This is a genomic window from Chitinolyticbacter meiyuanensis, from assembly GCF_008033135.1.
Lineage (GTDB): Bacteria > Pseudomonadota > Gammaproteobacteria > Burkholderiales > Chitinibacteraceae > Chitinolyticbacter > Chitinolyticbacter meiyuanensis.
In genome coordinates this window covers 2850370-2871162 of sequence record NZ_CP041335.1, presented here as the reverse complement: position 1 = coordinate 2871162, position 20793 = coordinate 2850370, and the positions used below count along the sequence as shown (strand labels likewise).

At 60.1% G+C, this 20793-nt stretch carries 13 protein-coding genes, 4 tRNA genes and 3 rRNA genes; 12 read left to right on the top strand and 8 right to left on the bottom strand.

Features of this window, described 5'->3' with window-relative positions; translation table 11 throughout:
- Positions 1 to 8: 8 nt before the first annotated feature.
- From FLM21_RS13625 to FLM21_RS13610, 4 genes are all read right to left on the bottom strand, one after another.
- Positions 9 to 1421: an ABC transporter substrate-binding protein gene (locus FLM21_RS13625; protein WP_148716088.1), complete on the bottom strand. Its 1413-nt coding sequence runs from the start codon at positions 1419 to 1421 to the stop codon at positions 9 to 11.
- 144 nt (positions 1422 to 1565) lie between these two features.
- Positions 1566 to 1814 (bottom strand): 4Fe-4S dicluster domain-containing protein, encoded by a 249-nt coding sequence (locus FLM21_RS13620; protein ID WP_148716087.1) that lies wholly within the window; start codon positions 1812 to 1814, stop codon positions 1566 to 1568.
- Positions 1811 to 3541 (bottom strand): fumarate reductase/succinate dehydrogenase flavoprotein subunit, encoded by a 1731-nt coding sequence (locus tag FLM21_RS13615; protein ID WP_148716086.1) that lies wholly within the window; start codon positions 3539 to 3541, stop codon positions 1811 to 1813. Before FLM21_RS13615 ends, FLM21_RS13620 begins: the two co-directional genes overlap by 4 nt.
- A 169-nt stretch (positions 3542 to 3710) precedes the next feature.
- Positions 3711 to 4442 (bottom strand): GntR family transcriptional regulator, encoded by a 732-nt coding sequence (locus FLM21_RS13610; protein WP_148716085.1) that lies wholly within the window; start codon positions 4440 to 4442, stop codon positions 3711 to 3713.
- 760 nt (positions 4443 to 5202) lie between these two features.
- Between FLM21_RS13610 and FLM21_RS13605 the strand changes: the two genes are divergently transcribed.
- From FLM21_RS13605 to tcdA, 7 genes are all read left to right on the top strand, one after another.
- Positions 5203 to 6736: ribosomal RNA gene (locus FLM21_RS13605) — 16S ribosomal RNA — on the top strand.
- Between the two features lie 173 nt (positions 6737 to 6909).
- Positions 6910 to 6986 (top strand) — tRNA-Ile (locus tag FLM21_RS13600).
- Positions 6987 to 7024: 38 nt separating this feature from the next.
- Positions 7025 to 7100: transfer RNA gene (locus FLM21_RS13595), tRNA-Ala, on the top strand.
- 239 nt (positions 7101 to 7339) lie between these two features.
- Positions 7340 to 10229 (top strand): 23S ribosomal RNA (locus FLM21_RS13590).
- Positions 10230 to 10401: 172 nt separating this feature from the next.
- Positions 10402 to 10514, top strand: a 5S ribosomal RNA gene (gene rrf, locus FLM21_RS13585).
- Together the 16S, 23S and 5S rRNA genes with 2 tRNA genes alongside form the textbook arrangement of a ribosomal RNA operon.
- Before the next feature lie 297 nt (positions 10515 to 10811).
- Positions 10812 to 12128, top strand: coding sequence for a 30S ribosomal protein S12 methylthiotransferase RimO (gene rimO, locus FLM21_RS13580; protein WP_148716084.1), 1317 nt, complete (start codon positions 10812 to 10814; stop codon positions 12126 to 12128).
- A 9-nt stretch (positions 12129 to 12137) separates the two neighbouring features.
- The gene (tcdA, locus tag FLM21_RS13575) at positions 12138 to 12923 is read left to right on the top strand and encodes a tRNA cyclic N6-threonylcarbamoyladenosine(37) synthase TcdA (protein ID WP_148716083.1); all 786 of its coding nucleotides are present in this window, start codon (positions 12138 to 12140) and stop codon (positions 12921 to 12923) included.
- A 62-nt stretch (positions 12924 to 12985) separates the two neighbouring features.
- On the opposite strand, the gene FLM21_RS13570 is transcribed toward tcdA, so the two are convergent.
- From FLM21_RS13570 to FLM21_RS13560, 3 genes are all read right to left on the bottom strand, one after another.
- On the bottom strand, positions 12986 to 14611 hold the full coding sequence (locus tag FLM21_RS13570; RefSeq protein ID WP_148716082.1) for a response regulator: 1626 nt from the start codon (positions 14609 to 14611) through the stop codon (positions 12986 to 12988).
- A 134-nt stretch (positions 14612 to 14745) separates the two neighbouring features.
- A tRNA-Leu gene (locus tag FLM21_RS13565) sits at positions 14746 to 14832 on the bottom strand.
- Positions 14833 to 14875: 43 nt separating this feature from the next.
- Positions 14876 to 14962 (bottom strand) — tRNA-Leu (locus tag FLM21_RS13560).
- A gap of 77 nt (positions 14963 to 15039) precedes the next feature.
- On the opposite strand from FLM21_RS13560, the gene rnr reads away from it, so the two are divergent.
- Together rnr and FLM21_RS13550 are read left to right on the top strand one after the other, a co-directional pair.
- A complete protein-coding gene (rnr, locus tag FLM21_RS13555; protein WP_148716081.1) occupies positions 15040 to 18159 on the top strand; it encodes a ribonuclease R in 3120 nt (1039 codons plus the stop codon).
- Positions 18156 to 18791 (top strand): glutathione S-transferase family protein, encoded by a 636-nt coding sequence (locus FLM21_RS13550; protein ID WP_148716080.1) that lies wholly within the window; start codon positions 18156 to 18158, stop codon positions 18789 to 18791. Before rnr ends, FLM21_RS13550 begins: the two co-directional genes overlap by 4 nt.
- On the opposite strand, the gene FLM21_RS13545 is transcribed toward FLM21_RS13550, so the two are convergent.
- Positions 18792 to 19139 carry a hypothetical protein gene (locus tag FLM21_RS13545; RefSeq protein WP_148716079.1) on the bottom strand — a complete coding sequence of 116 codons (348 nt, stop codon included), beginning with the start codon at positions 19137 to 19139 and terminating at the stop codon, positions 18792 to 18794. It abuts the gene before it with no gap.
- 110 nt (positions 19140 to 19249) lie between these two features.
- Here FLM21_RS13545 and FLM21_RS13540 point away from each other — a divergent pair, with 110 nt between their 5' ends.
- From FLM21_RS13540 to FLM21_RS13530, 3 genes are read left to right on the top strand one after another with little or no spacing between them, the layout of a single operon-like run.
- A complete protein-coding gene (locus tag FLM21_RS13540) occupies positions 19250 to 19609 on the top strand; it encodes a hypothetical protein (RefSeq protein WP_148716078.1) in 360 nt (119 codons plus the stop codon).
- A 24-nt stretch (positions 19610 to 19633) separates the two neighbouring features.
- The gene (locus FLM21_RS13535; protein WP_148716077.1) at positions 19634 to 20350 is read left to right on the top strand and encodes an SIMPL domain-containing protein; all 717 of its coding nucleotides are present in this window, start codon (positions 19634 to 19636) and stop codon (positions 20348 to 20350) included.
- 6 nt (positions 20351 to 20356) lie between these two features.
- Positions 20357 to 20791, top strand: a complete 435-nt coding sequence (locus FLM21_RS13530; RefSeq protein WP_308418772.1) for a protein YgfX — start codon at positions 20357 to 20359, stop codon at positions 20789 to 20791.
- Positions 20792 to 20793: the final 2 nt, after the last annotated feature.

Sequence of the window (20793 nt, the reverse complement as noted above, 5' to 3'; positions counted from 1 at the left end):
CCCCGGCCTCAGTTGGTGGCCAGCTTGGCGGCCGGCTGGATGCTGGCGTAGTCGACCACCTTGGCGTTGTTGGCCTTGGCCCACGTTGCCGCCGCATCTTTCAGCAGGAAGGCGGCGAGCTGGCCCTTGCCGTCCTGGGCGAACCAGGCTTGGCGTGCCAAGAGCTTGATGCCGCTGCCGTAGTCCTGCGCATAGATCACGCGAATGCGCTTGCCGCCGGCCTCGATACGCTTGGCGTCGGCCACGGCCGATTCCAGCGTGGCGTAGTGGCGCACCTTGGGCTCACCCTCGATCCACACCTGGCCCAGGCGGCGGAAATCGGTGATCGGCTTGCCGGTGAGTGCGTCCTTGGCATTGAGCGGCAGCTTGTCGTAGTCCTTGAGCTGCGCCTCGTAGTCGAGCCCGGCCTGCTTGAAGGCGGCGCGCAGATAGCGGTCGTCGACAAAGCTCGCGACATCCAGATCGGCATCGGTGCGCTTGAGGTAACGCAGCGTCTCGATCGAGGTTTTCAGTGCCTGGCGGTATTCGGGCTTCCAGCTGAAATCGCGCGTCTGCAGGCCGAGCGGGCCGTGGAACAGGTAGGCCACTTCGGCCTCGATGCCGGTGGTCTTCTCGATCAGGTCGCTGTATTTCTCCGGCTCGGCGGCGAACAGCCGGTCGGCCTCGATCGCGGCGCGCAGGAAGGCGGTGACGACTTCCGGGTATTTCCTGGCGAACTCGGCATTGACCAGCGAGCCGTGGAAGGTCGGTGTCTTGGCTTGCGAGCCGTCGAAGATCTTGCGAGCAAAGCCGCGGTACGGGAACAGCTCGGCGAACGGCACGAAATCGGCGTGGGCGTCGATCTTGTTCGCCTGCAGCGCGGGCCCGGCCACTTCCGGCGCTTGGGTGATGATGGTGACGTCCTTTTCCGGATCGATGCCGTTGGCTTTGAGCGCGCGCAGCAGCATGCCGTGCGAGGTGGAGGCGAATGGCACCGAGATGGTCTTGCCGCGCAGCTCGGTGATGGACTGGATGGGCGATTCCTTGGGCACGACGATGCCGTTGCCGCTGCCTTGGGTGCTGCCCGACAGCACGGTGATGAACAGGCTCTTCTTGCCGGCCTTGTCAAAAGCGGCGCCGTTGAGCGAGCCGGGGAAATCGGCCATCGAGCCGATGTCGAGCTTGTCGGCGACCATCTCGTTGGTGAGCGGCGCGCCCGAGGTGAAGTTCTTCCACTGGATGTCGTACTGAGCATCCTTGTACTTGCCGTCGCGCGGCAGGTATTTCTCCAGGAGCTTCAGCTCGCGGATCAGCACGCCGCCGGTGGCGCAATTGATGGTGGTGTCCTGCGTGCCGATGGCGACGCGGATGGTTTCGGCGTGCACGAGGCCGGCGGTGAACAGGGCAAGCGCCAGTGCGCCGAGTTGATAGGTGAGTTTCATGGTGTATCTCCAGGTGGTTTTAGGTTTATTGGGTGAAGCCAAGGCGCCGCGTGGTTGCCCGAGGCCGCGAAAGCGCCGCGCAGGCAGTACAAACTGGTACGGCAAGCGGTGCTGACAAAGTCATCGGGCGATCACGTGGTGCCGTTAGCGCAGCAGGTAGGGGATGTCGACCTGCACCGCCCCAGTCGGGCAATCCTTCTCGCACGGCATGCAGTACCAGCATTCGTCGAAGGCCATGTAGGCCTTGCCACGGGTGAGGTCGATGGCCAGCACATCGAGCGGGCAGACGTCGACGCACACGGTGCAGCCCTTGTCGGCAATGCACTTTTCATCATCGATGCGCACCGGCACGCTGGTGCGCTGCTGGGCGAGGGAAAAGGTGGGAAAGCTCATGCCGGTACAGCCTCCTTCTTGATGCGAAGTTGTTGGTAAGCGGCGTGTTCGTCCCGATCCATCGCGATCACGTAGGGCTCAAGCGGCCGCTTGAAGCACGCCATCTCGCCGGCCGCGTTCTTGGAGAGCTGCACGTGCACGCGCCAATCGGCGTCGTTGCGCTCTGGGTAATCGACGCGGGCGTGATACAGGCCCCAGCGGCTTTCGGTGCGATAGAGCGAGGCGCGCGCGGCCATTTCGGCGCAATCGCGGATCGCGTGCACTTCCATCGCCCGCATCAGCTCGTGCGGATTGCGCGCGTGCAGCAGGTCGAGGTCATCGCGGATCGCCTGGAAGCGCTCCAGGCCGAGCTGCATCTTGCGGGTGACCTTGGGTGGCTGCAGGTAGTCGTTCACCATGCGGCGCAACTTGTATTCCACCTGCGCCGGCGGCAGGCCGGATTCGCGTAGCAGCGGCGCCCACACGCGCTGGCGCTCGGCCTCGATCTGGCTGGCGGCCACAGCGGCATGGCTGTGTGCCTGTGCATGCCGTGCCGCCGATTCACCGGCGAAGCGGCCATAGACGAAGGCGCCCAGCATGTAGTTGTGCGGCACACACGCCATGTCGCCGGCGGAATAGAGGCCCGGTACGGTGGTGGCGGCGTGTTCATCCACCCACACGCCGGAGGCCGAATGGCCGCTGCACAGGCCGATCTCGGAGATGTGCATCTCCACCATGCGCTCGCGGTAGTCCGTGCCGCGCCCGGCATGAAAGCGCCCACGGCTGGGGCGCTCGTTGGTGTGCAGGATGGTCTCGATGGTGCTGATGGTTTCCTCGGCCAGGTGATCCAGCTTGAGGAACACCGGGCCGTTGCCGCCGGAGAGTTCGTTGTGGAACTCCTGCATCATCTGGCCGGACCAGTAGTCGCACTCGATGAAGCGCTCGCCGCGGCTGTTGGTGGTGTAGCCGCCGAACGGGCCGGTGACGTAGGCGCAAGCCGGGCCGTTGTAATCCTTGATCAGCGGATTGATCTGGAAGCACTCGATGCCCGAGAGTTCGGCCCCGGCGTGGTAGGCCATGCTGTAGCCGTCGCCGGCATTGGTCGGGTTCTCGTAGGTGCCAAAGAGGTAGCCCGATGCCGGCAACCCCAGCCGCCCGGCCGCGCCGCAAGCGAGCACCACCGATTTGGCGCGCACCACATGGAAGTCGCCAGTGCGGCAGTCAAAAGCGAAGGTGCCGGCGATGCGACCGTCCTCGCCGACGATCAGTCGCGTGGCGACGAGGCGATTGGTGATCTCGACGCGGTTCTTCTTCAGCTGTCGGTACAGCACTTTCTTGATGTCGTGCCCTTCGGGCATGGGCAGCACATAGGTGCCCATGTGGTGCACCTTGCGCATCGCGTAGTCGCCGGTTTCGTCCTTCTCGAACTTCACACCCCAGCGATCGAGCTCCTCGATCATCGCGTAGCTGTTTTCTGCGTAGGCGAGGATGGTTTTCTGGTTGACGATGCCGTCGTTGGCCGCGGTGATCTCGCGCACGTACTGCTCGGGCGTGGCAAAGCCGGGGACCACGGCGTTGTTGAGGCCATCCATGCCCATGGAGATGGCGCCGCTGCGCTTCACGTGCGCCTTTTCCAGCAATAGCACCTTGAGGTCGGGGTCGGCCTGCTTGGCCTTGACCGCAGCCATCGGCCCGGCCGTGCCGCCGCCGATGACGAGGACATCAACCTCGCGTTCGATTGTGTTCATTGAATGGATCCTTGGGAGCGGGTCATGCCGGCCTCGTGTGGTCCGAGGTGCAGGTGCAACGCGGATGTAACGAAGCTAGATAAGAAGGTGACGTGCGAATGGCACCTGTTTCGGCATGCCGGGTAGAGTGGGATGCCCGCAGCGGGGCGGGCGATGGCGATTGCACGCGTCATCGCGCAATCCTCAGCCGGAACTGGAAGTTGTCGGAGCGGCAGTACAGGTATTCGAAATCGATCGGCGTGCCGGTACGGTCGTGCGTCAGGCGTTCGATACGCAACAGCGGCTGGCCGGCAGGCAGTTCCAGCAGCGCGGCGATTTCCGGGGCGGGCAAGTGCGCATCGATGGCAAGATCGGCATGGCCCAGCGCGATGCCGTAGTCGTTTTCCAGGATCACGAACACGTCGCGTGTAGCGAGATCCTCACGCGCCAAGCGCTCGCCGATATGGGGCGCCAGATAAGTCACGTCGAGCGACACCGGTTCGCGATTCAGCAGCCGCACCCGACGTAGTTCTGTGACCGGCGAACCGACCGGCAAGCGCAGCCGTTCCGCAATGGTGTCGTCAACCGCCAGCGTGTGGATGCTCAGCAGTCGGTTGTAGATTTCATGGCCATGCTCGCGCATGGCCTCGGCAAAGCCCTGCAACCGGGCCAACTGCTGGAACGGCTTGGGTTTGGAAACGAACGCCCCCTTGCCCGGCACCTTGAACAGCACGCCTTCCTTCTCCAGCTCCCCCAGCGCCTGACGCACCGTGATACGGCTGACGCTGTACTGCGTCATCAGATCGCTTTCGGACGGCAACCGCTCATGTGCCGCATAGGCCCCCCCATGGATGCGCTGGCGCAGCTCATCGCGGATGCGGCCATAGATAGGCTGGGAGGCTTGGAGCAGGGTATGGGGCATGGCACAAGCAACTCGTTATGACAGGTCATGAATTGCAAGGGGCGTGCCAAGCGGTGCGTATTGATTTTTATTGAATGTATTATTTTGTTTTAAAAGGGGAATTTACGATAACCCTTCGGAGCCTTTCGTGATCAATCTGGTTTTTTTGTTGGTGATTAACCAGCAACAAGCCCAGCAAAGTGTTGATATGTCAGCACTGAGTACGGGTTCGCAAGCTGGGCTACCGTGGTGATCTGGAAGGAAGACGGCGGCGTGCTCGGGGTCTGATCGAGTCACTGACGCAGGACCAGGCCGCGTTGCGCGGCCTAGTGATGAACAAAGCCGCCCTTCGGGGCGGCTTTGTCATTGTTGTCTTTGAGGGGGGATGCTGGCTTAAAGCGCGATGTGGCGAGCTCAAGCCCATCTCTTTTAGGTCGTCTGATCGAGCCCCCCACTGCTTCCACGCCGATGCTATTGCCATGTTCCGTTGCGGTTCAGGGGTTTAGCGGATTGGGCGGAAGAATTTTGCGGGGAGGTGTTGACGGGTGTGTGGGAGGGCCGTATAGTTCGGCTTCTTCGCTGCTGACACAGCAACGAAACAAGCGAAACGAAGAGTTTAGCAGGTTTCGGCGGTGCAGCGGTTCTGATCTTTAACAAAATACAGCCGATGCGTGTGAGTGCTTGGTGGGAAACCAACAAGTGCTCGCACGAGACGAAAGAAAATCATCTTCGGATGATTCCTTGAGTTAAGTACGAGCCAAAGTACTAAAGCTAAGTGATTAAACAAAAGAGTTTGATCCTGGCTCAGATTGAACGCTGGCGGCATGCTTTACACATGCAAGTCGAACGGTAACAGGGACTTCGGTCCGCTGACGAGTGGCGAACGGGTGAGTAATACATCGGAACGTGCCTATTAGTGGGGGATAGCCCGGCGAAAGCCGGATTAATACCGCATACGCCCTGAGGGGGAAAGTGGGGGATCGCAAGACCTCACGCTATTAGAGCGGCCGATGGCTGATTAGCTAGTTGGTAGGGTAAAGGCCTACCAAGGCGACGATCAGTAGCGGGTCTGAGAGGACGACCCGCCACACTGGGACTGAGACACGGCCCAGACTCCTACGGGAGGCAGCAGTGGGGAATCTTGGACAATGGGCGCAAGCCTGATCCAGCAATGCCGCGTGGGTGAAGAAGGCCTTCGGGTTGTAAAGCCCTTTTGTCAGGGAGCAAATCCTTGGAGCTAATATCTCCCGGGGATGAGAGTACCTGAAGAATAAGGACCGGCTAACTACGTGCCAGCAGCCGCGGTAATACGTAGGGTCCAAGCGTTAATCGGAATTACTGGGCGTAAAGCGTGCGCAGGTGGCTTGTTAAGAGCGATGTGAAATCCCCGGGCTCAACCTGGGAACTGCATTGCTGACTGGCTCGCTAGAGTGCGGCAGAGGGGGGTGGAATTCCACGTGTAGCAGTGAAATGCGTAGAGATGTGGAGGAACACCGATGGCGAAGGCAACCCCCTGGGCTGACACTGACACTCATGCACGAAAGCGTGGGGAGCAAACAGGATTAGATACCCTGGTAGTCCACGCCCTAAACGATGTCTACTAGTTGTTGGGGATTTCGATCCTTAGTAACGCAGCTAACGCGTGAAGTAGACCGCCTGGGGAGTACGGTCGCAAGATTAAAACTCAAAGGAATTGACGGGGGCCCGCACAAGCGGTGGATGATGTGGATTAATTCGATGCAACGCGAAAAACCTTACCTGGTCTTGACATGTACGGAACCCTTTAGAGATAGAGGGGTGCCTTCGGGAGCCGTAACACAGGTGCTGCATGGCTGTCGTCAGCTCGTGTCGTGAGATGTTGGGTTAAGTCCCGCAACGAGCGCAACCCTTGTCCTTAGTTGCTACCATTCAGTTGAGCACTTTAAGGAGACTGCCGGTGACAAACCGGAGGAAGGTGGGGATGACGTCAAGTCCTCATGGCCCTTATGACCAGGGCTTCACACGTCATACAATGGTCGGTACAGAGGGTCGCCAACCCGCGAGGGGGAGCCAATCTCATAAAACCGATCGTAGTCCGGATTGCACTCTGCAACTCGAGTGCATGAAGTCGGAATCGCTAGTAATCGCGGATCAGCATGTCGCGGTGAATACGTTCCCGGGCCTTGTACACACCGCCCGTCACACCATGGGAGTGGGTTCTACCAGAAGTAGCTAGGCTAACCGCAAGGAGGCCGGTTACCACGGTAGGATTCATGACTGGGGTGAAGTCGTAACAAGGTAGCCGTAGGGGAACCTGCGGCTGGATCACCTCCTTTCAAGAGCAAGGTTCTCTTGCCAAGTACTCACACTCATCGGCTGTAAGTTGAAGATACGGAGAACTGGGTCATGTAGATGACCCGGGGAAGAAACTGGGTCAGTCGCTCAGCCGGCGTAGATTATCTAAATGATGATGGCGCGGGTGGCGTGAATGGTCTGGTGGAAGAAAACTGGGTCAGTAGCTCAGTCGGTTAGAGCACCGTCTTGATAAGGCGGGGGTCATAGGTTCGATTCCTATCTGACCCACCATTTACCGCTTGGTGGATGGGAAGACAGTTTGATCCGATGGGGGCATAGCTCAGTTGGGAGAGCACCTGCTTTGCAAGCAGGGGGTCGTCGGTTCGATCCCGTCTGCCTCCACCAACACCGAATGTCTGGAAGGATTCAGAAGCAAAGTCATTGCAAGATGCAGTGGGTTTGCTTCTGACTGCTTCAGTTGGACGAGTATTAAACTCTGTATCTGATCTTTAACAAGATAGAAGAAGCAAGACTCAAATTTGTTTTAATTGGGTTTGATTGTATCGAGTTCTGAATTCGACAAGTCGAAGGATTCAGACGTCGCAAACACTGTAATCAAGAACACATCGTGTTTGAGGTTATAGGATCAAGCGAATAAGTGCATCTGGTGGATGCCTTGGCGATCACAGGCGATGAAGGACGCGGCAGCCTGCGAAAAGCTGCGGGGAGCTGGCAAACGAGCTTTGATCCGCAGATGTCCGAATGGGGAAACCCACCTCTTTTGAGGTATCCATGACTGAATACATAGGTCATGTGAAGCGAACCAGGGGAACTGAAACATCTAAGTACCCTGAGGAAAAGAAATCAACCGAGATTCCCAAAGTAGTGGCGAGCGAAATGGGAAGAGCCTGTATGTGATAGTCATTGTTTTAGTGGAATGGTATGGAAAGGCCAGCGATAGTGGGTGATAGCCCCGTACACGAAAAGACAATGGTGGTACTGAGCATACGACAAGTAAGGCGGGACACGCGAAATCCTGTCCGAAGATGGGGGGACCATCCTCCAAGGCTAAATACTCGTGATCGACCGATAGTGAACCAGTACCGTGAGGGAAAGGCGAAAAGAACCCCGGGAGGGGAGTGAAATAGAACCTGAAACCGGATGCATACAAACAGTGGGAGCCCCCTCGTGGGGTGACTGCGTACCTTTTGTATAATGGGTCAGCGACTTACGTTCAGTAGCGAGCTTAACCGAATAGGGGAGGCGTAGGGAAACCGAGTCCGAATAGGGCGTTTAGTTGCTGGGCGTAGACCCGAAACCAGGTGATCTATCCATGGCCAGGATGAAGGTGCGGTAACACGCACTGGAGGTCCGAACCCACTAGTGTTGCAAAACTAGGGGATGAGCTGTGGATAGGGGTGAAAGGCTAAACAAACCTGGAAATAGCTGGTTCTCCCCGAAAACTATTTAGGTAGTGCCTCAAGTATCACTAACGGGGGTAAAGCACTGTTATGGCTAGGGGGTCATCGCGACTTACCAAACCATGGCAAACTCTGAATACCGTTAAGTGCGAGCTTGGGAGACAGACATCGGGTGCTAACGTCCGGTGTCAAGAGGGAAACAACCCAGACCGCCGTCTAAGGTCCCAAATGCTAGATTAAGTGGAAAACGAGGTGGGAAGGCATAGACAGCCAGGATGTTGGCTTAGAAGCAGCCATCATTTAAAGAAAGCGTAATAGCTCACTGGTCGAGTCGTCCTGCGCGGAAGATGTAACGGGGCTCAAATCTAGAACCGAAGACGCGGATGTATCTTTGATACATGGTAGGGGAGCGTTCCGTAGGCCTGTGAAGGTGGCTTGTAAAGGCTGCTGGAGGTATCGGAAGTGCGAATGCTGACATGAGTAGCGTTAAAACGGGTGAAAAGCCCGTTCGCCGAAAGCCCAAGGTTTCCTACGCAACGTTAATCGGCGTAGGGTGAGTCGGCCCCTAAGGCGAGGCTGAAAAGCGTAGTCGATGGGAAACAGGTTAATATTCCTGTACCGATTCTGAGTGCGATGTGGGGACGGAGAAAGGTAGGTCAGCCGGGTGTTGGATGTCCCGGTTTAAGCGTGTAGGTGGGGGATTTAGGCAAATCCGGATCCCTGTTAACACTGAGGCGTGATGACGAGGTCTCATTGAGACCGAAGTGATTGATCCTATGCTTCCAGGAAAAGCCACTAAGCTTCAGCTCAGAATTGACCGTACCGCAAACCGACACTGGTGGGCAGGATGAGAATTCTAAGGCGCTTGAGAGAACTCAGGAGAAGGAACTCGGCAAATTGACACCGTAACTTCGGGAGAAGGTGTGCCACTGTAGGGTGAAGCGACTTGCTCGTGGAGCTCGAAGTGGTTGCAGTGAAAAGGTGGCTGCGACTGTTTATCAAAAACACAGCACTCTGCTAACACGAAAGTGGACGTATAGGGTGTGACGCCTGCCCGGTGCCGGAAGGTTAAGTGATGGGGTGCAAGCTCTTGATCGAAGCCCCGGTAAACGGCGGCCGTAACTATAACGGTCCTAAGGTAGCGAAATTCCTTGTCGGGTAAGTTCCGACCCGCACGAATGGCGTAACGATGGCCACACTGTCTCCTCCTGAGACTCAGCGAAGTTGAAATGTTTGTGAAGATGCAATCTCCCCGCTGCTAGACGGAAAGACCCCGTGAACCTTTACTGTAGCTTTGCATTGGACTTTGAACGGACTTGTGTAGGATAGGTGGGAGGCTTTGAAGTGGTGACGCTAGTTGCCATGGAGCCGTCCTTGAAATACCACCCTGGTGCGTTTGAGGTTCTAACCTAGGTCCATCATCTGGATCGGGGACCGTGCATGGTAGGCAGTTTGACTGGGGCGGTCTCCTCCCAAAGTGTAACGGAGGAGCTCGAAGGTCACCTAGGTACGGTCGGACATCGTACTGATAGTGTAATGGCACAAGGTGGCTTGACTGCGAGACCGACAAGTCGAGCAGGTGCGAAAGCAGGACATAGTGATCCGGTGGTTCTGTATGGAAGGGCCATCGCTCAACGGATAAAAGGTACTCCGGGGATAACAGGCTGATTCCGCCCAAGAGTTCACATCGACGGCGGAGTTTGGCACCTCGATGTCGGCTCATCACATCCTGGGGCTGTAGCCGGTCCCAAGGGTATGGCTGTTCGCCATTTAAAGTGGTACGTGAGCTGGGTTCAAAACGTCGTGAGACAGTTTGGTCCCTATCTGCAGTGGGCGTTGGAAGTTTGAGGGGGGCTGCTCCTAGTACGAGAGGACCGGAGTGGACGCACCTCTGGTGTACCGGTTATCACGCCAGTGGTATCGCCGGGTAGCTAAGTGCGGAAGAGATAAGCGCTGAAAGCATCTAAGCGCGAAACTTGCCCCAAGATGAGACTTCCCTGGGAACTTGATTCCCCTGAAGGGTCGTTCGAGACCAGGACGTTGATAGGTCAGGTGTGGAAGCGCAGTAATGCGTTAAGCTAACTGATACTAATTGCCCGTGAGGCTTGATCCTATAACCTGAGCCGCGATGGTTCGGGTGTTGTGACGAGACTCGATACAAACCCTGAACAAATTTGAGTGTGGTGTGGTGAGGGACGCGAATGCGGACACAAGCCAGGCCATGAAGTAGTGCTTCTTCTATCGAATTCAGCGAAACGATAACAGTCGTAACGCAACCAGTTACGTCTGGCGACCATAGCGAGTTGGCCCCACGCCTTCCCATCCCGAACAGGACCGTGAAACGACTTAGCGCCGATGATAGTGCGGATTCCCGTGTGAAAGTAGGTCATCGCCAGACTCCCCATCGAACCCCCTGATGCCGCGCATCAGGGGGTTTTTGTTTGGAGTGGGGCTGAGCCCTGGGGGGGCGGCAGGGACGGTGGTGTCGACTGGCTAGGTATTTATCTGGAGCAAGCACGTGCACTTGGTAACGAATCGTCAATTGGGCTTGGTTCTGATGCATGCCACTACACAAGCGCTAACTCTTTGAATTAAAATCGCATCCAGTCCAGCGGGCATGCCAAGGCGGCATGCCCGCACTGTTTTTGTTTGCCGCCGGCCATAGGATCGGAACGGTTTTGTGTTGGAGCATTTGATGTCTACTCCCCGGGTTGGGTTTGTCTCCCTTGGCTGTCCAAAGGCGCTGGTCGATAGCGAGCAGATCATCACTCAGTTGCGCGCTGAGGGTTACGAGATTTCGCCGTCGTACGACGATGCCGACCTCGTTGTCGTCAACACCTGTGGCTTCATCGACTCTGCGGTGCAGGAGTCGCTCGATGCGATCGGCGAAGCGCTGGCCGAGAATGGCAAGGTGATTGTCACCGGCTGTCTGGGCAGCAAGGAAGATGGCAACCTGATTCGCGAGGTGCATCCCAAGGTGCTGGCCGTGACTGGGGCACATGCGCGTGATGAAGTGATGAATCATGTGCATCAGCACCTGCCCAAGCCGCATGACCCCTTTATCGATTTGGTGCCGCCGGCGGGGGTCAAGCTCACGCCCAAGCACTATGCGTATCTGAAGATTTCCGAGGGCTGTAATCATCGCTGCACCTTCTGCATCATCCCGTCGATGCGTGGAGATCTCGTCAGCCGGCCGATTCACGATGTGCTGAAAGAGGCCGAAAACCTGGCTAAATCGGGTGTGAAGGAGCTGTTGGTCATCTCGCAGGACACCAGTGCCTACGGCGTCGACGTCAAATACAAGACCGGTTTCCACAACGGCCGGCCGGTAAAGACGCGGATGACCGAGCTGTGCGAGGAACTGGGCAAGCTCGGCATCTGGGCGCGGTTGCACTACGTCTATCCGTACCCGCACGTCAACGAAGTGATCCCATTGATGGCGGCGGGCAAGATCGTGCCTTACCTCGATATTCCGTTCCAGCACGCCAGTCAGCGTGTGCTGAAGCTGATGAAGCGGCCAGCCAACAGCGCCAATGTGCTCGAGCGTATCAAGGCGTGGCGGGCCATATGCCCGGATCTGACCATCCGCTCGACCTTCATCGTCGGCTTCCCCGGCGAAACTGAAGCGGATTTCGAGGAGCTGTTGGCATTTCTTGACGAAGCCCAGCTCGATCGCGTCGGCTGTTTTACCTATTCGCCGGTCGACGGTGCCACGGCCAACGATCTGCCGGATCCGGTGCCGGCGGATGTGGCGGAGGAGCGCAAGCGCCGCTTCATGGAAAAGCAGGCTGCCATTTCTGCTGCGCGACTGCAGAGCAAGATCGGCCGCGAGCTGGTGGTGCTGGTCGACGAGATCGACGAGCAGGGCGCTGTTGCACGTACCCAGGCCGATGCGCCGGAAATCGATGGTCTCGTGTATTTCGACCCGGCGCCCGGCGTGCAGCCCGGTGATTTCGTGACCGTGCGCATCACCGATGCGGACGAGCATGATCTGTGGGCTGAGCAGCGCTGAAGCGTCGCCATGGATACGTCATATGAGCGCCGCTTTGGCGGCATCGCCCGTTTGTATGGGCGTGATGCGCTGACGCGTTTTCGCAATGCGCATGTCTGCGTGATCGGCGTCGGTGGCGTTGGCTCTTGGGCGGCGGAGGCCTTGGCGCGGTCCGGGGTGGGCGAAATCACGCTGATCGATCTTGACGATATCTGCGTGTCGAACACCAACCGGCAATTGCCGGCGCTCGACGGCCATTATGGTCGTGCCAAGGTCAATGTACTGGCCGAACGCATGCACGCGATCAACCCCGAGTGCAAGGTGCATGCTGTTGAGGACTTCGTCGTCGAGGACAGCTTGGCTGGCTATCTTGGGCGCCATTACGACTATGTGATCGATGCCATCGATTCCGTGCGCATCAAGGCGCAGATCATTGCCTGGTGTCGGCGCAACAAGGTGAAGCTGCTGATCACTGGCGGCGCTGGTGGCCAGATCGACCCTACCCAGATCCGGATCGACGATCTGGCGCGCACTACGCAGGATCCACTGGCTTCCAAGGTACGTTCACTGCTGCGGCGTGAATTCGGTTTCCCGAAAGGTGACAAGAAATTCGGCATCGAATGTGTCTACTCGACCGAGCCGCTGGTCTATCCGCAGCCCGATGGTTCGGTATGCGGCCATAAGCCGGGCGGTGAGGCGGCCACGCGGATGGATTGCGAGGGGGGCTTTGGTGCCAGCGTCACGGTCACCGGCAGCTTCGGCTTTGCCGCGGTCGCCCGGGTATTGCGCAAGCTGGCGACGAGCGAGCAACAGTAAATCCGTTGGTTTGCCTCAGCGGTGAAGCAGGTGCAACACCCGATCCGGGGAGGCGCGGCTGATCAGCGGAACGAGGCGAAGTGATCCAGGTCCTGCTGCAGGCTGTAGAGCACGCCGGCCTCGATGGTGCCGTAGAGACGGGCCAGAAAATCGTTGGCGGTGTTGAGCAGCAGATTGCGATCGCGACTAGGCACTGTGTCGGCTTTCAGGTGACGCACGATGGCGTGGGTGGCCGACAGCATGAGGCGGTGGTTGTGCGTACGTCTTGCCACTTCGACCAGGCGCTCGACGGCTTCGGCATGGCGCTCGGCCAGCATCAGCTGCACGCCCAGCTTGTTGATGTCGGCAATATCGCTGCCGAGCTTCTGTAGATACTCCGCCCAAGCCTGGCGTTGACCTGCGGCGCCTTCCAGCAAACCGGAAATGTACTTGCTGGTGATGAAGCGCTCACCCAGCGGTTTCAGCCAGCGGTAGGGTGCAGCCAGTGGATTGGCTTGTTCCCCGGCAAGGCTGGGCGGGCAAATGAAATCGGCGGTCATGATGGCGCTGACGGCCAGTTCCAGCGTGAATTCGGCGTCCTGGGCCAAGCGCTCCAGCGCGTCCAGATCGGATGCCTTGCCGGAGTACAGCGAGGCAGCCAGCGTGCCGACCACCTCGGCGGCGAAGCTCTCCTTGCGCTTGGCCACTTCGTTGAGCATGCGCAGGTAGCGATCGGCATCGCTATGCGCGCCGTCGCGCTTGGCCGCCAAGGCGAGCTGCAGCACCGTTTCTGGCGCCAACGCCGACGAGTTGCCGCCCTGGTTCACTGCGCGCTCCAACAGCGCGCGTGCCTTGGCCGGCTGGCCCAGCATGCTGGCGAGGTTGCCGGCCTTCTGCAGCCGGGTCACGTTGTTGGGGGCGATCGACAGGCATTGCTCGTAGACCGCCATCGCTTCTTCGAGCCGGCCATCGGCCATATACAGTGCGGCCAGCTCCTCATAGGCATCAACATACTGCCCGTGTTCGCCGATCGCGCTTTTCAGCAGTGCTTCCGCCTCGTCCTTGCGGCTCTGGCGGTTATAGACACGGGCGAGGCCCAGCCGGGCCCACGGGACCACGCGTTTTTGCAGGATTTCCTCGAACATCTGCCGGGCTGCATCGAGCTGGCCATCCTCGAGCAGTAGGGTGGACAGGATGCGCTGCAGATCGGCGCGATAGGGCTGGGCCGACGTGGTATCGAGCAGCTCGCGCGCCATCGCGATGGCGCCAGTGGTATCGCCGTAACCGATGGTCTCGTAGAGCGGGCGCAGCAGCTGTTTCTTGTCCCAGGCCAGGATCAGCCGGTCGGACAGGCGGGCACCGGTGAAGGGCTTGATCAGGTAGTCGTCCGGCCCGACCTCGGCGACGGCGACGACCTTCTCATAGCTGGCTTCTGCGGTGATCATGAACCACACGGTGGTCAGTGGCAGCTCGCCGGTGCGGCGCAGCTCCTCTAGCAACTCCTGGCCGTTCATGCCTTCGCCGAAATGGTAGTCGCACAGCACCACGTCGTATTGGGCGTTCTTCAGGCGTCGCCGCGTTTCGCCGACGGTGCTGGCGAGATCAACCCGGGTGATGCCGATCTGCCCCAGCGTCAGGCGTACCGACTGCCGCACGGTCTGCGCGTCATCGGCGATCAGCACGCTGGCTTGGGCGAGGGAATCGGCCATATATTAATCCGTATGCAAGAGTGGGGCTTACACCTGACAATATCGACTGGCTGGCCGCATTCTGCATGGATTTCGTAGGCGATGTCGCCAAAATGGAAACAGCCCTGATCTTGCGATCAGGGCTGTCTGTGAATTGGTGCCCAGGAGAAGACTCGAACTTCCACGCCCGTGAAGGCGCTAGGACCTGAACCTAGTGCGTCTACCAATTCCGCCACCTGGGCTATGCTGTATCCAGCATGGATCTTCGATGCGGTGCGCGTGGTTTGGTGCCCAGGAGAAGACTCGAACTTCCACGCCCGTGAAGGCGCTAGGACCTGAACCTAGTGCGTCTACCAATTCCGCCACCTGGGCTCACGTGCATGCGCTAGAATCTGCTGTTTCCGGCGCTGCGCAACGAAGAAGCCGGATTATCTGGAAACAGGAAAACAATGTCAAGAAAGAAAACCAAAGAAAGTACAACATCTGCAAAAAACCCCAAGGCGCCGTCGCTGCGCTCGCTGGACCCCCACCTTGCTCGCGAAGCCGAGCGTTACGAATCCCCACTGCCATCGCGCGAATACCTGCTGGAATTGATCGAGGCCGAAGGCGCGCCATTGCCGATCGACGATTTCGCCGCGCGGCTCGACATCACTGCCGATGAGCGCCCGTTCTTCGAACGCCGGCTTGCTGCCATGGCTCGCGAAGGGCAATTGATGATCAATCGCAAGGGCGCGTTGTGCCTGCCAGACAAGGTTGATCTGATTGCCGGCCGGGTCTCCGGCCACCCCGATGGTTTCGGTTTCCTGATTCCCGACGATGGCAGCGACGATCTCTATCTGGGCTCCAAGGAAATGTCCAAGGTGCTGCATGGCGATCGCGCGCTGGTGCGCCAGACCGGCGTCGATCGCCGCGGTCGCCGCGAAGGCACCATCGCCGAAGTGTTGTCGCGTGCCAATACCTCGCTGGTCGGACGCTTCCGCCAGGAGCATGGCGTGCATATCGTCACCGCGGAAGACAAGCGCATCAGCCAGGAAATCCTGGTGCCGCCCAAGGAAACCGGTCATGCCAAACCGGGCCAGATCGTCGTCGTCGAACTGATCCAGCAGCCCGAGCGCCATAGCCAGCCGGTGGGGCGTGTGGTCGAGATCCTGGGGCATTACGACGATCCGGGCATGGAGATCGAGATCGCGCTGCGCAAGCACAACCTGCCGCACGTATTCTCGCCCGAAGCTGAGGCACAGGCAGCGAAGACCCCGGACAAGGTCAAGAAAGCCGATTTCAAGCCGGTATTGGGCGTGAAGCGCGAGGACTTGCGCGAACTGCCATTGGTGACCATCGATGGTGAGACCGCGCGCGATTTCGACGACGCTGTCTACGCTGAGAAAAAGGGCAAGGGCTGGCGTCTGGTCGTCGCGATTGCCGACGTCAGTCACTATGTGCAGCCGGACGATGCGCTCGACGTCACGTCGCGTGAGCGCGGCAACTCGGTCTACTTCCCGCGCCGGGTGATTCCGATGCTGCCCGAACAATTGTCCAACGGCATCTGCTCGCTCAATCCGGATGTGGCGCGGCTGTGCATGGTCTGCGACATGGAGGTCGGCCCCAAGGGCGCGATCAAAAGCTACCGCTTTTACCCAGCAGTGATGCATTCCAAGGCACGGCTGACCTATACCCAAGCCTGGGACATGATCCAGCACCCCAAGGGGCCGACCGCCAAGCAGTTCAAGAAGGTGCTGCCGCAGGTGCACGAGCTCTATGCATTGTTCCAGGCCTTTGCCGCTGCGCGTGCCAAGCGCGGTGCCATCGACTTCGAAACGGTGGAAACCGAGATCCGCTTCAACGAGCAGGGCAAGATCCGCGAGATCGTGCCGGTGCATCGCAACGATGCGCACAAGTTGATCGAGGAGTGCATGCTCGCGGCCAATGTCTGCGCTGCCGAGTTCCTGCTCAAGCACAAGCACCCGGCGCTCTATCGCGTGCACGAAGGGCCGAATCCCGAGAAGCTGGAAGTACTGCGCGAATACCTGCGCACCTGCGGCTTGAGCCTCGGCGGCGGCGAAGACCCGAGTGCCGAGGATTACGCGCAGCTATTGCAACAAATCAAGGCCCGGCCCGATGCCGAGTTGTTGCAGACCATGCTGCTGCGCAGCCTATCGCAGGCGGTTTACACCCCGGACAACCAGGGCCATTTCGGCCTTGGCTACGAGGCCTACGCGCACTTCACCTCGCCGATCCGCCGCTATCCGGATCTGCTGGTGCATCGCTCGATCAAGGCAGTGCTTGCCGGCAAGAAATACAAGCCCTCGCAGAAATGGGATGCCCTGGGCGCACAGTGCTCGATGACCGAGCGCCGCGCCGATGATGCCAGCCGTGACGTGCTCAATTTCCTGAAGTGCTACTACATGCAGGACAAGGTGGGCGAGGTGTTCGAGGGCAGCATCGCCGCAGTGACAAGCTTTGGCATGTTCGTGCTGCTCGACGACCTGTACGTCGAAGGCCTGGTGCATGTCTCCGAGCTCGGCAGCGATTATTTCCACTACGATGAGCGTCGCCGCGAGCTCAAGGGGGAGCGGACCGGCCAGGTCTATCGCCTGACCGACCGCATCCGGGTCAAAGTGGCGCGGGTTGATCTGGAAACCAGCAAGATCGACTTCGTGCTTGCTCCTCTAGCCCCGCCCGCCGTGCCGCAACCGAAGGGCGGCGATGCAGGCCGGCGCGACGGTCGGCCGGCTGCGCGTGGAAACAAGAAGGCGGAGCGCCGCGTTGCGCTGCAGGCCCAGGCGGCCAAGCCGCTATCCGGTGCCAAGGAAAAGCACGCGCAACCGCAGGCCGCTACCCCGAGCCAGGCGGCTGTGCCGCCCAAGGCCAAGGCGCAGCCGGCGGCATCCAATGCCACACCGGTTGCGCAACCGCCAGCGCAGTCTGGCAAGGCACCGCGTAGCCGCCGCAGGGGCAAGGGTGCTGCCGCCAGCGCGCCAACCCCAGCGCCACGTGAAGCCGCGCCGCAAACTGCTGTGCCGGTTGCAAAACCCGGTACTGCAGGCAAGCCGCCAGCCAAGCCGGTGAAACCCGCTCTTCCCGCCCCTAAGGCGGAAGTGACCAAACCCGCGGCGCCGCAGGCCGCGAAGCGCAAGACAGCGACTGCAGCCCCGGCCTCCACCGCGCAAGCCAAGGCCAAGCAAGGGCAGCCCGCTCAAGCGGTGCCGCCGGCAGCTGGTGGAATGCCCAAACCGGCAGCGGCCACGCCAGCGGGGCAACAAACGGCCAAGGGCAATCAAGCGCCAGTCGTTGCAGCTCCGACGCCGCGTGCGAAAGCCAAGCCAGCTCAGGTGGCGCAATCCGCATCGCCGGCAGCCGATGCAGTGCCGAAGCCTGCGTCGACCAAGCCGAAGCAATCGACTGTGGCGTCCTCATCGTCCAAGTCGCCAACTGCACCGGCTACGGCTGGACGGCGTCGCACGCCGCAGGTGGCTGCCTTGCTGGCTCCCAAAGTGGCTGCGCCGCCGGAACAGGCCGAGACGCTGGCTCCGGCACCACGTACCAGCCGTCGCCGCAAGGAGTCGACATGATCGAGCTGATCCAGGTGCCGTTCTCGCACTACTGCGCCAAGGTGAAGATCGCGCTCCGCGAGAAGGGCCTGCCTTATCTCAGCCAGCCGGTACCTGGCGGCTGGATGGACAAGCCCGAATTCCAGGCAGTGAATCCGCTGGGCCGGATTCCGTTCATGATCGATGGCGACATCCGTATCGGCGAATCACAAGTCATCAACGAATACCTGGAAGAGCGCTATCCGCAGCCCGCGCTGATGCCGGAGACAGCAGCGCAGCGTGCCGAGGTGCGCTGGCTATGCAACCTGCACGATCTCTATACCGCACCGCAGATCTTCCGCATCTTCTTCGGGCTGGTGAACAGCCAGGACAAGGCCGGATTCGCGAAGGAATGGCAGCAGGTGGAGCAGTCGCTGGCACTTCTGGAGCAGCGTGTGGCGGGCCCATGGCTTGCCGGCGAGCACTTCACGCTGGCCGATTGCGCCTGGGTGTTGTCGTGGATGCATGCCAATGCGCTGGCCGGCACGCTGGCCGTGCCTTTCGATGCCGAAGCGCGATACCCGCGCATCAGCGCCTGGTATCAGCGGGCGCTGGGCCGGGCCAGCGTGTCGGCGGTCGTGGAAGAGGCAAAGGCCGCACTGGCCGCGATGTGATCAGCGCTGCAGCGCGCGCTCGATGGCCTGGCGCTGGCTGGCGCCGATCTCGAGCACGCGCCATTGCATGCGATAGCGGCTGCCCTGCATCAGCGTGCACGCCAGCAGCTGGCCCTGGAAATCGGCATAGAGGCGGCCGCCGCCACCGTCGCCGGGAAGCTCCAGGTAGACGCGAGCGCGGGCGCCTTCACGCAATGGCTGCTCGCAACTGAGGATCAGCGAGCCGGTACTGACTTCCAGCGTGCGGCCGTACAGTGGCTGGGCGGCGTTGTCCTGCAGGATGGCAGCGCGCCAGGCGGCGATCTTGCGAGTATCGGCAGTGGCTGGTGGATGGGTGAAATCGTTCATGAGGGCCGTAGCGGGCGTGCTAAGCTCGCGTCGATTATTGCAGTGCAATATGAAGTGGCCGCGCGGGGCGCGATGCGAAGGCCGCATTTTAACAGGGGAGATTCAAACATATGTTTATCGTTGATCGGTCGGCAGCACTGATCCGGCCCAAGCAGGCTTTTCTGGACTGGCTCAATGCCTTGCCAGGGAACGACATCCAGCTCTCGCTCGACGATATCCGCAGCGATTGCACGGTGATCCTGGTGCCCGAGGCCAGCGAGCCCGAGGATGGTATTTCTTACATCGATGACATCGCCGACAAGCTGTTCGAGATGGAACTTGCCTCCTGGGTGGAGGACGAAGCGCTGTGGCCGAAGAAACGCAACCTCAAGTTGTTCTGGGAATGGTTCGACGTCGAGATCCACCTGGGCGTGATGGACAGTGTTTCCGAGGACATCCATAACACGCCATCCGACCGCGGCTATCACTGACCGCGGCATCTACAAGGAGTTGCCATGCCCCGCTTCCGTGCCCATGCGTTGTCAGTGTTGATCGCCGGCCTTGCCGCCGTTTCCGCCCAGGCCGAACCGCTGAATTACAACGTGGTGAACCTCGAAGCCGGCGCCCAGCGCGCGGTGAACAACGATCTGGCCTTTGCCACGCTGTTCGTCGAGGTGAACGACAATGATCCGTCGCGCCTGGCCGGCAAGGTAAACCGTACGCTCGCTGCGGCACTCAAGCTCGTAAAGCAGCAGGCGGTCGTCAAGTCCGAAGGAACGGGCTACAGCACCTATCCGGTGTACAGCAGCAAGAGCAACAAGCAGGATGGCTGGCGTGGCCGCGGCGAGCTGCGTTTGTCCAGCCGAGATTTCGAAACGCTGTCCAAGCTCTTGGGCCAGCTGCAGCAGCCGCTGGAAGGGGGCCTCGCGCTGCAGCTTGCCAGTGTGCACTACGGAGTCTCCGATGAAACGCGCGACAAGCTGGAAAACGAGCTGATCGAGGAAAGCCTCAAGGCCTTCCGCCAGCGCGCAGACCTGATCAGCCGCAGCATGGCCGCCAAGACCTGGCGCACGGTGAACGTGAACGTGAATACCCAGTCGTTCGTGCCGCCACCGATGCCCAAGGCCGCCATGATGCGGATGGAGGCTGATGCAGGCGCCGCACCGGCGCCGCTGGAAGGGGGCGACAGCAAGCTCAGTGTGACCGTGTCCGGCTCGATCCAGGTCGAGTAAGCGTCGATGCACAGCGCGCCGCCAGTGGAATGCCGATTCGGCCCCTCGCGGCGTGCGCTTTTCTGGCGCTGGGGTGTGCATGCTGCGGCTGCCATGGCCGCACTGGTCGTGCCTGGATGGTGGCGCCTTGCGGCGCTGGCCTGGGTGGGGGCTATTGCCTGGTGGTCGCTACGCCAGCCGCAGCCACACGGCGTGCTGGTACTGCCCGGCGATGACACCCGCTGGCTGGATAGCGGCAGCGGCGCAGTGCTGATCGAGATCGCGGCAGGATCGCTGGTAACCTCCAGCCTGATCGTACTGCGCTATCGCGACGAACATGGGCGACACGGCACGCTGACACTATGGCCGGATTCGGCCGATGCTGAGGCGCTGCGGCAGCTGCGTATCGGCTTGTGCTGGGCCCGGCCACCCGGGCAGCAATCTTCCGGGCTGCCTAGCTAGAG

Excerpts from the sequence above, each read along its gene's own strand:
- FLM21_RS13530 (WP_308418772.1), top strand. The coding sequence starts at position 20,357 with ATGCACAGCGCGCCGCCAGTGGAATGCCGATTCGGCCCCTCGCGGCGT.
- FLM21_RS13620 (WP_148716087.1), bottom strand. The coding sequence starts at position 1,814 with ATGAGCTTTCCCACCTTTTCCCTCGCCCAGCAGCGCACCAGCGTGCCG.
- FLM21_RS13610 (WP_148716085.1), bottom strand. The coding sequence starts at position 4,442 with ATGCCCCATACCCTGCTCCAAGCCTCCCAGCCTATCTATGGCCGCATC.
- FLM21_RS13540 (WP_148716078.1), top strand. The coding sequence starts at position 19,250 with ATGTTTATCGTTGATCGGTCGGCAGCACTGATCCGGCCCAAGCAGGCT.
- FLM21_RS13545 (WP_148716079.1), bottom strand. The coding sequence starts at position 19,139 with ATGAACGATTTCACCCATCCACCAGCCACTGCCGATACTCGCAAGATC.
- FLM21_RS13570 (WP_148716082.1), bottom strand. The coding sequence starts at position 14,611 with ATGGCCGATTCCCTCGCCCAAGCCAGCGTGCTGATCGCCGATGACGCG.
- rimO (WP_148716084.1), top strand. The coding sequence starts at position 10,812 with ATGTCTACTCCCCGGGTTGGGTTTGTCTCCCTTGGCTGTCCAAAGGCG.
- tcdA (WP_148716083.1), top strand. The coding sequence starts at position 12,138 with ATGGATACGTCATATGAGCGCCGCTTTGGCGGCATCGCCCGTTTGTAT.
- FLM21_RS13535 (WP_148716077.1), top strand. The coding sequence starts at position 19,634 with ATGCCCCGCTTCCGTGCCCATGCGTTGTCAGTGTTGATCGCCGGCCTT.
- FLM21_RS13625 (WP_148716088.1), bottom strand. The coding sequence starts at position 1,421 with ATGAAACTCACCTATCAACTCGGCGCACTGGCGCTTGCCCTGTTCACC.
- rnr (WP_148716081.1), top strand. The coding sequence starts at position 15,040 with ATGTCAAGAAAGAAAACCAAAGAAAGTACAACATCTGCAAAAAACCCC.
- FLM21_RS13550 (WP_148716080.1), top strand. The coding sequence starts at position 18,156 with ATGATCGAGCTGATCCAGGTGCCGTTCTCGCACTACTGCGCCAAGGTG.
- FLM21_RS13615 (WP_148716086.1), bottom strand. The coding sequence starts at position 3,541 with ATGAACACAATCGAACGCGAGGTTGATGTCCTCGTCATCGGCGGCGGC.